Origin of the sequence: Corallococcus carmarthensis (assembly GCF_003611695.1) — a bacterium.
In the GTDB taxonomy this organism is placed as follows: Bacteria; Myxococcota; Myxococcia; order Myxococcales; family Myxococcaceae; genus Corallococcus; species Corallococcus carmarthensis.
The window spans coordinates 1-11,865 of the sequence record NZ_RAWE01000274.1 but is presented as its reverse complement, the minus strand read 5'-3'; the positions used below and the strand labels follow the sequence as shown (position 1 = coordinate 11,865).

Here is an 11,865-nt window from a genome sequence, read left to right as displayed (position 1 = left end):
CTGAAGTCCGCCGCCGTCTTCAACAGGTGCTGTTGCGCTGGATAGGCGTCTGCCCCCTCTGCCGCAGGCTCGTGGACGACTCGAACCTGCCGCGCGGCCCCTCCCGAATCTGATCAGGTGGTACTAGCCATCCCCCTGGACCAGCCGGTCCAGCGTCAACGTGCCCTCCACGGGAACGCCGGACACGGCGGGATAGCCCTCCGTCCCCGGACCGACGTGCGCGAACCACTCCCGGACCTGGGACGGGTCCTCGGCCACCAACGCCTGCTCCTGCCGCAGCAGCTTCACCGTCCGCGCGCCGGCCGTCACCGTGGGCTCGCCCGGCATCTGGATGTCCACCCCGAAGCCCGCGAGCTCGGGGGCGCCGTCCGGCGTGTAGGCCAGGCTGAGCTGCGTCCCCTGGGTCCCGTCGTAGTGGACGTACGCGGACATCACGGCGTTCGTGTCGATGGGCCACGCCACGCTCCGGGCGCCGTACGCGCCCCGGCATTCGCCTTCAGGTCTGGGCACGGAGTCACAGGCGGTGATGGACAGGGCGCACGCCAGCAGCGGCAGCGCGGTTCGGGAGAGGCGTCGGAGCATCCGGCCATCCTAACCAGGGGCCCCACCCCGTCCGTCAGTCCCGCCGCGTCATTCGTCGGAGGCCTCGATGACTTCGAAGGTGCACGTCAGCTCGCTCCCGTCCGAGTAGCGGTAGACGAAGCGGCCCTCCGCCGCGAACTCCGTCACCTCGTCCAGCGTCACCGAGCCCTCCACCGGCACGCCGGGCGAAGAGAGGTAGCCGGACGCCCCGCCGATGTTCCCCACCCACCGCGCCACCAGCGACGGCTCCGCGGGCACCAGCTGCCCCTGCCGGGAGAGGAGGTCCACGGTCCGGTCCGCCTCCACCCGGGCACCGTCCACCAGATGGATGTCCACGCCGAAGCCCTCCAGGGCCGGCTCCTCCTCCGGCGTGTAGTCCAGGTCGATGAAGGTGTCCGGCAGCTCGCCCTGCACGGAGCGATGCACCAGCGAGGACTCCTCCAGGAGGGGCCAATGCACACGCCGTCCCAGATGTGTTCCCGTGCATTCGCCCGAGGCCCTGGGGAGGTTGTCGAGCCAGAAGCAGGAGGAAACGCACAGGCCGCAGACCAGGAGTGGCAGCACGGTGCGTAGAGGAAGGGACATGACCTGCATCCTATCCGGAGGACCGTGGGCACGGCGGAGCCCGGGCTCCCTGCAATTCCTGCCATCCCCTACCCGAACAGGGGGTGAGGTGACGCGCCACGGGCGGGGATGCTATGAACCCGGCGCCGTCTGTCTTTGCCGCTCCGCCTGTCTTCCGTCAGGCATTGTCTCCCCGGCCGTTCCACACCTGCATCCATTCATTGACCGCCCGGGGGGAGGCGTGGGGCCGTGCGCCCTTCGTGGGCTTCCTCCGGGTCCGTACCTGGAGTCGTATGTCCTTCCTGTTGGGTTCCATCCGCGCATCGCGTCTGGCCGTGGCCACGCTGACCTCCCTGTCCCTGACGCTGGGTGGCTGCGCCACGCTGCCGCAGCGCGGGCAGGTCGTCATGCGCGATGTGTCCTTCCCCCTGCGTGACTTCCGCATGCCGTCCGGCCTGCGCGTGGTGGTGGAGCGCGACGCGCGCGCGCCCGTGGTGGCGGTGGTCGCGGTGGTGGGCGCGGGCGGCTCCAGCGACCCGGGCGGCAAGGAGGGGCTGGCGCACCTGGTGGAACACCTGGCCTTCCGCGCGCGTCCCGCCAACGGCCCTTCGGTGCGGGCGCGGCTCAACGCTTCGGGCGCGGGTCACTCCAACGCCTCCACCAGCCTGGACTACACCGCCTACGAGGAGCTCGCCCCCAAGGAGGCGCTGGCCTCGCTGGTGAAGCTGGAGGGTGAGCGGCTGTCATCGCCGCTCTCCAACGTCAGCCCGGAGGTCTTCGCGGTGGAGCGCGAGGTGGTGCGCAACGAACTGCGCCAGCGCAACGAGACGGGCTACGTGGGCCAGGTGTACAGCTGGTTGCACGCGGCGTCCTTCCCGGCGGGGGACCCGTACTCGCGGCCCGTGGTGGGTTCGCACGAGTCGCTGTCCGCCCTCACCCTGGCGGACGCGCACCGCTTCGCGCGCGCCCACTACCGTCCGGACAACGTCACCCTGGTCATCTCCGGGGACGTGGACCTGGCGGAGGTGGAGGCCACGCTCCAGCAGAACCTGCCGCCCGCGTGGGTGGGCACCGGCGCCCCGCTGGCCCAGGACGCGCGCATGTCCGCGCAGCGCCCGGAGCCCCCGGCCGCACCGGTCGCCAAGACGATGCCGGTGTACGCGGCGGCGGTGCCGTCGCCGGAGCTGTACCTGTCGTGGGTGCTGCCGCGCTCCTTCGACGAGGCCAGCGCCCTGCATGACTTCGTGGGCGTCAGCCTGGACAACAACCTCTGGGAGGCGGTGCGCAGCGATGGCGACATCGCGGGCATCTCCACGGGGCTGGTGACCGGCACGCGCGCGTCGCTGCTCATCGTGCGCGTGCACCTGTCGCGCGGGGACCACCCGGAGCGCTCGGCGGAGAAGGTGCTGGACCAGGTGCACAAGACCTGGAGCGGGGAGATTGAAGCCAGCGGCGTGCTGGGCCAGGAGTTCAATTTCCAGGCCCTGCGCCGCCAGGTGGTGACGAGCATGGTGCTGCAGTCGGAGCGGCTGCTGGCGCGCACGAAGAACCGCGCGCTGCTCACGCACTTCACCACGGACGTGCGCTCGTACACGCGCTCGCAGATGGCGCTGATGGGGCTGGGCGGCAGCAAGGTGACGGACTTCGCGTACCAGTGGCTCCAGCGCGACCGGGCGCACGCCATCCTCGTGCGGCCCGGGGAGAGCGGCCTTCCGACGTCGGTCCCCGTGCTGGCGAAGCTGCCCGGCGGGGAGCCCGCGGTGGAGGGCGGCGAGCGCGTCACGCCGTCCATGCTGACGGCCACGTCGGCGCCCGTGCAGGTGCTGAAGCTGGAGAACGGCATGGAGGTGCTGCTGGCGCCCCGTCCGGGCCTGCCGGTGGTGCGGGTGGGCGCGGCGATGGGCGGCGGGTTGGCGTACGGGGAGAAGCCGGGCGTGGCGGACCTGGCGAAGTGGGGCTCCTTCCGCGAGTCGTTCTTCGAGGGTCGCCCGAGCGACTGGGGCCTGCACGAGGGCTCCCGCGCGGAGCTGGACCACGTGCGCGTGGACATGGCCGGCACCGCGGGCAACGTGGGCAACATGCTGGCGATGCTCGGCGAGGAGCTGTCCTCCACCCGCACGTCCGAGGACGTGGTGCGCTACTGGCGCGAGCAGGTGCAGCCGTGGCGCGAGGCGGTGGACACGCGGCCGGAGGTGCTGGCGCACCGGAGCCTGATGCAGGCGCTCTACGGCACGCACCCCTACGCCCACGAGGCCACGGGCGCCCAGATGGGGAAGGTGTCCTGGTCGGAGGCGCAGTCGTGGCTGGAGGACGTCTACCGCCCTGGCAACACGGTGGTGGTGGTGGCGGGTGAGTTCGAGGTGAAGGACGTCGAGCCGCTGGTGCGCAAGTACCTGGGCGACTGGAGCCGGGGCAAGCCACAGCCGGTGGCCGTGCCGCCAGCGCCGCAGCTGCCCGCCGCGTCCGCGAACGTGAACACGCTCTTCACCGCGCGCCCCGGGGCCTCGCAGGGTCAGGTGCAGCTGGCCTGCCGGTTGCCCACGGCCACGCCGGAGCTGGAGGCGCGCTACGCGCTGATGGCGGAGCTGCTGGAGGTGGAGGCCTACGACAAGACGCGCTCCGGGACGGGGGCGTCGTACGGCTTCGGGGCCCAGCCCTGGATTGGCCGGGGTGGCGCGGCGCACCTGTCGATGGGAGGCAGCCTGGACGTGCAGCGGCTGCGCGAGGGCGTGGGGTCGCTGCGAGAGACCCTGGCGGCGTTCGCGAAGGAAGTGTCGCAGGAGGACCTGGCGCGCGCCCGGTCGCGGCTGCTGGCGCAGCAGGCGGTGTCGTTCATCTCCACGGATGCATGGGTGGAGGCGCTGCTCGAAGCGCGCGTGCGGGGCTTCCCGGTGGAGGCGGTGGCGCAGCGCCCCGCGCACCTCCAGGCGGTGACGGCGGACACGCTGAAGCAGGAGTTCGCGGGCTGCCTCCAGCGGCTCGTGGTGAGCGTCACGGGTGACGAGGCGCCCAGCCGCGCCGCGCTCCAGGCGCTGTCGGTGCCGTAGTGGAAGGGCCTCCGGTCCGCCTGTGAGCGGGACATGGAGGCCCCCTGCGACCGGCGGGCACGACCCGCCGGGCCGCGTGCCTCCGTATGAGGGAGCATGCGAGCCATGCCTCTCCGTCGGACGCGGTATCTGCTGGGCGCCCTGCTGTCGTGGGGCGCCTCCGCTTGCAGCGGGACGGACGGGGCTCCTTCGCCGTGCGAGGGTGCGGACTGCGCGGTGCCCGGGATCACCCGGGCATTCGAAAAGGGCACGCCGGAGTCACAAGTCCAGCCGCGCGCGGGCTTCGGTGGGCTCAAGGTGCGGCGGGCCTCCGGACGCACCTTCGTGCTGGAGACGACGCGGGATGCGGAAGGGCGGGACACCCGCCGGCTCACCGTGTCCGCGCAGGACGGCACGCGGCTGTGGCGGTTCGACGCCTCGGCCGGCGAACACCTGAGCGACTTCACCGTGCACCCCTCCGGGGAGACCACCCTGGGCGTCGAGCGCACGGGCGCGCCAGCGGAGACCTTCGACCTGGTGCGGTTGTCCACCGAAGGGCAGGTGCTGTCGCGGCAGCCGCTTCCCGCGCCCGCGACAGTGCCTGACTCCGACCTGGGAGGCACCCTGCCCTCCCCTGCGTTCCGCATGAAGTCGCCCTGGGTGCACGCCCTCACCGACGGCTGGCTGCGCACGGAGGCACGCGGCGAGGACGTGGCCGTGGCCTTCCTCTCGCTCGTGGCCGTCCCGGAAGGCGGGCCCACCACGCAGGAGCTGGCGTCGGGCCTGATGACGCTCCAGTGGACGGACGGGCACTACACCGAGCAGTGGACCCGCGTCGTGGACGGGCGCCATTCCACGCAGCCGGCCGCCTGGGCCTACGACGAGTTCCGCTGGCGCGAGGCCGCGCTCCGGCCGCTGCTCGCGGTGGACTCGGACGGACGGCTGGTGGTGGGCCGCACCTGGAACACCTCCCGCTGCATGGCCTCCAGCCGCACGTTCAATGACTTCACTCCCGTGCACTGCCGGTCCGGCGACGACGTCACCACGACGGTGGACACCGAGCGCCAGCCCTTCGCCGTGACGGCCTTCACCCCGGTGGGGACGCGCATCGGGACGCAGGTCTTCGTCCCCGCCCGGGCGGCGGAGTTCGTCGTCTTCGACATGGCGGTACGCGATGGGGAGGTAGCGCTCGCAGGCACGGTGGTGACGGAGGACGCGGATGGCACCCTTGCCTATTACCCGTCCTCACCGGGCGCGCAGGACCAGATGACGCCCTATGACGGATACCTGGGCGTGCTGTCGCTCGACTCGGGGGCCCTGCGCTTCGAGCACCGCGTGGACACGGGCCGCGCGGACCACTTCTCCGCGCTGCGCTGGACGGACGCGGGGCTGGTCGCGGTGGGCGCCTCCGGTTGGGACCGGTGGCACGGCGGGATGAGCATCTCGCGCGGCGCCGGGGCCCTGCTCGCGCTGGCGTCCACCGATGGCCAGACGGTGCGCACGCAGCGGCCCGGCCCCGAGGGACAAGGCCGCCACTTCCACCTGCTGGGCGTGGACGCGGACGAAGACTCGCTGGTGGCGGTGGGGCTCGCGGAGGCGCCGATGACGCACTCCGGAGACGGCGGTCACCTGGAGGCCATGACCTTCGGCGGGCTCACCGTGGAGCTGCGCTGAAGCATCCGGGCGCCCCTCCGGAGCAGGGCGCCCGGACGGGTTTCATTGGACCGGCGTGTCGTAGCAGTACGGCGCCGCGTAGGGGCAGTCCTGCGGGCAGCTGGACGGGGACTCCTGGCAGCAGACGCCGTCGCCGCACACGGTGGTGCAGTCCTGCGGGCAGCTGTACCGGTCCTCCGACGCAGGGTCGCAGACGTTGTCGCCGCAGACGGCGCACGTCAGCGAACCGGTGAAGCGGGGACGGGCCTCGGGCAGCGGCCGGGGCGGCGCGGCCTGGCCTTCCCGCGCGAACCCGATGGGCGTGTCGTAGCAGTAGGGCGCGGCGTAGGGACAATCCTGCGGGCAGCTGTCTGGCGTCTCGTTGCAACACGCGCCGTCGCCGCAGGTGGCCTGGCCACAGTCCTGCGGACAGGAATAGGCCTCCGTCGCCGGATCGCACAGGTTGTCGCCGCAATAGCCGCAGAGCGCCGACTCCTGCCGCGCCAGCTCCGGCGCCGCGTCCAGGCCGCCACCGCACGCCACCATCAGCAGGCCCGCCACCAGGGCGAGCCATCCCCTCATCGATGTCTTCACAGGCGGTCTCCGTTCCAAGGCAGTGCACGCGAAAGGCCTACGTGGCGTAGCAGTAGTCCGCCCAGATGGGGCAGTCCTGCGGGCAGACGGATGGGTTCTCATTGCAGCACACGCTGTCGCCGCACGTGTTGTAACCGCAGTCCTGCGGGCAGCTGTACGCCTCCGTGTTGGCGTCACAGACGTGGTCGCCGCACACGGGGCACGTCAGCCCGGCGACGAAGCGCGGACGGGGCTCGGGCAGCGGCTCGAGGGCGGCGGCGTCATCCCTTCCACCGGGGCCGGTCAGCGTCGCGTAGCAGTAGTCCGCCCAGATGGGGCAGTCCTGCGGACAGATGGACGGGTTCTCGTTGCAGCACACGCTGTCGCCACACGTGTTGGAGCCGCAGTCCTGCGGACAGCTGTACGCCTCCGAGTTGACGTCACAGAAGCGGTCGCCACAGGAGCTCCCACAGAGCGCGGCCTCCTGCGTGGCTGCTTCCGGCGCGGCCGGGGCCGCCTCCGTTCCACCGCCGCACGCCAGCCACAGGCCCGTCGTCAGGGCCAGCAGGCCCCTCATCCAACCCTTCATGTGCTGTCTCCTTGTTCCCGGCTTCCGCCCAAAGCGGGCCTGCGATTGTTAATACAGAAGGCGGGTGGCGCTCAAAGGCAGGGGGGCCCGCCCCCTCTTCCGGGAACGGGCCCCCTGACCGATTTCGGGTGGCGCTCCGCGCGCCGGTGGTTCTCAGTACGCCGGCGTCACGTAGCAGAAGTCAGACAGGAAGGGGCAGTCCTGCGGGCAGCTGGACGGCGTCTCTCCGTCGCAGCACACGCTGTCTCCGCAGACGGGCCCGCCGCCACAGTCCCGCGGACAGTTGAAGGAATTCTCCGTGCTGGGGTCGCAGACGGAATCGCCGCAGTAGCCGCCGGGGCTGCCGCAGTCCTGCGGGCAGTTGTAGGCATTCTCCGCGCTGGGGTCGCAGATGCTGTCACCGCAGACGGCGCACAGCCCGGCGGCGGACGCGGACGCGAAGCCCATCGGCGTCACGTAACAGAAGTCAGACAGGAAGGGGCAGTCCTGGGGGCAGCTGGACGGCGTCTCCCCGTCGCAGCACACGGAGTCCCCACAGGTGGGCCCGGTGCCGCAGTCCTGCGGACAGTTGAAGGCGTTCTCCGTGCTGGGGTCACAGATGGAGTCGCCGCAGGAACCGCACAGGGCCTTCTCCTGCCGAGCCAGTTCGGGCGCGGAGGTCTCCGCCTCCACGGTCCCGCCGCACGCCAGCAACAGGCCCGACACCAGGGCCAGGAGCCCCATCTTCATACTGTTCATGGTCTGGATCCTCGTATTCAGCGCTTCCGCCCTAAGCGGGCCTGCGCTTGTTAATACGAAAGGCGGATGGCGCTCAAAGCTCCGGGGAGCCCAGCGTAGACTGGCGGGCATGACGACCTCCGCCTCCGACGCCTCGCGGCTGCTGGACCTGCTGTGGGAGCGCTATGCCTCCGAAGTCCCCTTCGCGCGCACGTTCGTGTCGCTGTCCGGGGGGCGCTTCCGCAACGACCACGTCGCGTTCCGCACGCTCGCGCGGCCGGAGGGAGGCATCGCCCTCTTCTCCCGCGTGTTCGAGCGGTTCGGGTGGCGGCCGGCCGGCGCGTACACGTTCCCGGACGCGCACCTGTCCGCCATCTACCTGTCGCACCCGGAGGGACTGCCGCGCGTCTTCCTGTCCGAATTGAAGTCGGAGGAGCTGTCGCCGCGCGCCCGCGAGTTGCTCGCCGCGCTGCCGGTGGATCCGCCGCCGCCCGAGGACGTGGAAGCCCTGGCGGCGTGGTTCACGGCGCCGCAGCCTCCGGATGAAGCCGCGCTGCTGGAGCTGGAGAAGGAGACGCAGTACGGCGCGTGGCTGCTGGCCTTCGGCCGCAAGGTGAATCACTTCACCGGCGCGGTGGACGACGTGGAGGCCTGGCAGCGGCGCATGCGGGAAGCGGGCGTGCCCATGAAGACAGACATCGAGGGCGCGCCCGGCACGTCGCTACGACAGACGGCCACGCACGCGGCCCCGCTGCCCCTGACGCTCCGGGGCGGAGGCACGCGCGCATGGCCGTATGCGTACTTCGAGATCGCCCAGCGCTCGGGAGGATTCGATGGGTTCCTGGGGCCGCAGGCCCGCGCGCTGTTCGACATGACGAAACGAGGCTGAGGCTCGCGGCCCGGGGGACGGTCGGGGGAGGGGTTTGGGTGCGCCCCCGGACCGCGACGCCTCGTGATGCTAGTGGCGTCCGCCGCCGCGCTCGCAGCGGTCGGGCAGGCTCAGCTCCGCGCCATCGAGCGTGCCGTCACCGCACTCCGGACCGAAGGTGATGACATGGCTGGTGCCATCCGAGGTGGTGCGCGTGAGCGTGCCGCCCGTGGGCCAGGGGCACACGTCGCGCGACGGACGGACGATGCCCGCCAGCGTGACGGTGCCCTGGGTGCCGTCGAGCGCGGTCTCCGTATACGCGCCGTCGATGGTGCGCACCGGCGGCGTGTCGGTGGAGAACGCGACGGACAGCGAGCCCTCCAACCGCACCGACTGCACCACCGTGCCGGAGGCATCCGTGCGCGTGCGCGTCACGTCCGCCTGCGTGCTCTTGCGCTGGGGCGGAGCGCCGTCCACCAGCTCCGACGTGGAGGCGGTGGTGCCCTTCACGGTGGAGACCTCACCGTCGGAGTTCGTGCCGGAGACCTCGAAGGTGACGGTCTGGCTCTGGGTCACCGCGCCCGTGCAGTCCGCGGACGCTTCGTACGCGTTCACGATGTCCACCGTGCCGCTGGTGGGACCCCCAGGGCCCTTGCCGCCCGGCTTGCCGCCACCGTCCCCGCCGTCGAAGGACTGGCCGCGCACCTGCGAACCCGTGCCGTCCGGAGGAGGAGGAGGCTGGCCACCGCCACCGCCGGGAGGCTGGCCGCCACCGCCACCACCACCGCCGGGACCGCCCGGGCGCGTGGGAGGCGCGCAGTCCGTCCACTCCAGGTGCACGGTGGCGGGCAGCGTCTTGCCGCACACGTCCACGGTGGTGATGTCAGGGGTCGCGTCACAGTGGAAGCCTTCGATGGCCTGGGGGCGCAGCTTGTCCAGGCCGTGCAGGAGGCTGGACACCTCCACCGCGTCGCTCGAGTCCGACGTGGCCTCCACCGCCTGGGACACGTCCGACGTGGCGTCCGTGGTCGAGCTCTGCGACGAGCCGCCACAACCGGCCGTCATGGTGCCCACCACCAGCGCGACTGCTCCCAGCCACTGACTGCCCCTGTTCCAGTGCCTCATGAGTGCGTGCTCCCTTTTCATCCGGTGCCCGGCCGCTGTCCGTCTGCCCCCATGAGACGAAATGAATTTCCGCCGTGTTCCCGGCGGGAATTTCCCGCGGCTTTTTGAGCGGGCACCGGGGCCGGATAGAGTGCCGCCGACCGTGAACGACGAGCTGCGCGCACTCATCCTCGAAGCCCAGGACGGCAGCGTGCGTGCCTTTGAGTTGCTCGTGTCCTCGCACCTGCCGCGCGTGCGCCGCTTCGCTCGGGCCTTCGCCGCGTCGGACTCGGACGTGGATGACCTGGCGCAGGAAGCGCTGGTGAAGGTCTACAAGAACCTGCGCTCGTTCCGCTTCCAGTCCGCGTTCCAGACGTGGCTCTATTCGGTGGTGCGCAACGCGTTCTATGACGCCACCCGCAGCCGCGCCGGCCGCGAGCGCTCGCGCGAGGAACCCCTGGAGCAGGACCACGCGAAGGCGGCGTCGGACGCGGAGTCCGCGGACGAAGGGATGATGCGCGCGCAGGAGCGGGACCGGCTGTGGCGGGCGCTCCGGGCGCTGCCGCCGGAGTTCCGCACGGCGGTGGTGCTCTTCGACGTGGAAGGGCACAGCTATGAAGAGGTGGCGGACATCGAAGGGGTGCCCGTGGGCACCGTGAAGTCGCGCCTGTCGCGGGGCCGGGCACACCTGAAGGCCCTGCTGGCGGGGGGCCAGGGGCCTGGCGGCCCGGAAGATGACGCGCCGGTGGGAACATCCGGGCAGGACATCTCGTCGCATGCTGCAAGGAGCAGGAAATGAGTGAGCCCGAGGACAGGGAGGACCGCGCGCTGCGCGAGCGTCTGGCGGCGCTGCGGGACGACGCGCCCGGGCCCGACTTCCAGGCCCTGCTCCACCGGCGGCTGGTGGAGGCCGGCCCGCCCACACCTGCGTCGGGGTGGGATGCGGTGCGGGACTTCTGGCGGCGCCGAGCGCCGGTGCTCTGGCCGGCGGTGGGCGTCGCCCTGGGCGTGGTCACCTTCCTGGTGCTGGGCGCGGTGCGCGGCACGCCTGGCGCCCCGGAGACGGAAGCCTCGGGGATGACGGCGCTCGAGCGGCCCGGCACGCAGGTGCCGGTGAGCAAGGTGGCGGTCATCAAGCTGGACTTCACGGCGGACGTGGCCGTGGAGCAGGCGGACTTCCAGGTGAGCCTGCCGGAGGGGCTGTCCTTCTGGGCGGACGGAGAAGAATTGCCGCTGCGCTCCTACCAGTGGACGCAGCCGTTGAGCGCGGGCAGCAACGTGATTCCCATCGCGGTGCGAGGCCAGCGGCCGGGGCGCTATCTGGTGACGGCGCTGGCGCGCGCGGGCGACCAGCGCATCGAGCACGACGTGGTGCTGGAGGTCACGGGCGGATGAAGACCTGGCTCTCGACACCGGCCGCCGCGGTCCTCCTGTGGTTGGGAGGCGGGGCCGCGTACGCACAACAGACGCCGGCACCCGCGCCAACGGAGGCCGCGAGGCCACCCGAGGCCCCCGTGCCGCCCCCCCCGTCCGGCGCGCAGCAGGCGCACGTGCGCAGCTCGCACACGGTGGACGTCATCGCGCCGGGGGAGCAGGTGGACACCATCCTGGGCCGCCGGAACGCGGAGCGCCCTGCCCCGCCGCCCCGGGGCGACACGGTCCGTCCGCCTCCGGGTCCAGACTCCCGGGGCCCTTCGGGAGGCCCGGGACAGGATGGCCGTTCCAACGGGTCGCGCCCGCCAGGGGATGAGGGCCGCATGCGTTCGCCGTCCCCCAGGACCGACGGCGCGCCACCGCCGCCGAACCAGCAGCCTCCCGCGCAGCCCAATCAGCCGCCGCGACGCTGAAGGTCGGCGCGGGCCGAGAGGTCCGTGAATGACGGCCAGGAGCGCGGCACACCGACACCGCTGCCGCGCTCGGTGCCCCAACGATTCGGACCTCACGCCACGGTGACTGCTGGGGTGCACCGCCCCCCAAGCCCCCGGGCCCACCTCCCGACCGACGAGGTCCAAACCGGTCCGACAGTCGGACCGGTTCCCGAGGCGTCCAAACCTGTCGGACAGGAGGGTTGCGCGAAATAAGGAGTCCTGGGGGGAGGGTAGAGAGGAGATGAAGCCGGAAGAAGGACGCCCCTGCCCGCCAGCGAAGCCGCCGAGGCGGCGCATTCCGAAGGACCCAACGCCTCGCTT

The 11,865-nt window shown here is 71.8% G+C and carries 12 protein-coding genes; 6 read left to right on the top strand and 6 right to left on the bottom strand.

The features are described from left to right. Window positions 1-123: 123 nt before the first annotated feature. The gene (locus tag D7X32_RS39645; protein ID WP_120607714.1) at window positions 124-582 is read right to left on the bottom strand and encodes a hypothetical protein; all 459 of its coding nucleotides are present in this window, start codon (window positions 580-582) and stop codon (window positions 124-126) included. A gap of 48 nt (window positions 583-630) precedes the next feature. Beyond that, complete coding sequence (locus D7X32_RS39640) at window positions 631-1,167, bottom strand: hypothetical protein (protein WP_158625844.1); 537 nt, start codon at window positions 1,165-1,167, stop codon at window positions 631-633. Between the two features lie 272 nt (window positions 1,168-1,439). On the opposite strand from D7X32_RS39640, the gene D7X32_RS39635 reads away from it, so the two are divergent. Continuing rightward, window positions 1,440-4,193 carry a M16 family metallopeptidase gene (locus tag D7X32_RS39635; RefSeq protein WP_120607712.1) on the top strand — a complete coding sequence of 918 codons (2,754 nt, stop codon included), beginning with the start codon at window positions 1,440-1,442 and terminating at the stop codon, window positions 4,191-4,193. A 105-nt stretch (window positions 4,194-4,298) separates the two neighbouring features. Then, window positions 4,299-5,846 (top strand): hypothetical protein, encoded by a 1,548-nt coding sequence (locus D7X32_RS39630; protein ID WP_120607711.1) that lies wholly within the window; start codon window positions 4,299-4,301, stop codon window positions 5,844-5,846. 42 nt (window positions 5,847-5,888) lie between these two features. Here the strand turns inward: D7X32_RS39630 and D7X32_RS39625 are convergent, their stop codons facing one another. The 3 genes from D7X32_RS39625 to D7X32_RS39615 form a co-directional block, all read right to left on the bottom strand. Next, on the bottom strand, window positions 5,889-6,407 hold the full coding sequence (locus D7X32_RS39625) for a hypothetical protein (RefSeq protein WP_147450452.1): 519 nt from the start codon (window positions 6,405-6,407) through the stop codon (window positions 5,889-5,891). Window positions 6,408-6,456: 49 nt separating this feature from the next. Continuing rightward, a complete protein-coding gene (locus D7X32_RS39620) occupies window positions 6,457-6,987 on the bottom strand; it encodes a hypothetical protein (protein ID WP_120607709.1) in 531 nt (176 codons plus the stop codon). Window positions 6,988-7,140: 153 nt separating this feature from the next. Next, on the bottom strand, window positions 7,141-7,725 hold the full coding sequence (locus D7X32_RS39615; RefSeq protein ID WP_147450451.1) for a hypothetical protein: 585 nt from the start codon (window positions 7,723-7,725) through the stop codon (window positions 7,141-7,143). A gap of 109 nt (window positions 7,726-7,834) precedes the next feature. On the opposite strand from D7X32_RS39615, the gene D7X32_RS39610 reads away from it, so the two are divergent. Next, on the top strand, window positions 7,835-8,593 hold the full coding sequence (locus tag D7X32_RS39610; protein ID WP_120607707.1) for a DUF1338 domain-containing protein: 759 nt from the start codon (window positions 7,835-7,837) through the stop codon (window positions 8,591-8,593). A 69-nt stretch (window positions 8,594-8,662) separates the two neighbouring features. Here the strand turns inward: D7X32_RS39610 and D7X32_RS39605 are convergent, their stop codons facing one another. Then, the gene (locus D7X32_RS39605; RefSeq protein WP_147450450.1) at window positions 8,663-9,697 is read right to left on the bottom strand and encodes a hypothetical protein; all 1,035 of its coding nucleotides are present in this window, start codon (window positions 9,695-9,697) and stop codon (window positions 8,663-8,665) included. A 142-nt stretch (window positions 9,698-9,839) separates the two neighbouring features. Between D7X32_RS39605 and D7X32_RS39600 the strand changes: the two genes are divergently transcribed. From D7X32_RS39600 to D7X32_RS45175, 3 genes are read left to right on the top strand one after another with little or no spacing between them, the layout of a single operon-like run. Then, window positions 9,840-10,475 (top strand): RNA polymerase sigma factor, encoded by a 636-nt coding sequence (locus tag D7X32_RS39600; protein WP_158625843.1) that lies wholly within the window; start codon window positions 9,840-9,842, stop codon window positions 10,473-10,475. Next, window positions 10,472-11,071 carry a hypothetical protein gene (locus D7X32_RS39595; RefSeq protein ID WP_120607704.1) on the top strand — a complete coding sequence of 200 codons (600 nt, stop codon included), beginning with the start codon at window positions 10,472-10,474 and terminating at the stop codon, window positions 11,069-11,071. Before D7X32_RS39600 ends, D7X32_RS39595 begins: the two co-directional genes overlap by 4 nt. Continuing rightward, window positions 11,068-11,523: a hypothetical protein gene (locus D7X32_RS45175; RefSeq protein ID WP_147450449.1), complete on the top strand. Its 456-nt coding sequence runs from the start codon at window positions 11,068-11,070 to the stop codon at window positions 11,521-11,523. The genes D7X32_RS39595 and D7X32_RS45175 overlap by 4 nt, the downstream gene beginning before the upstream one ends. The last annotated feature ends 342 nt before the right edge of the window (window positions 11,524-11,865 follow it).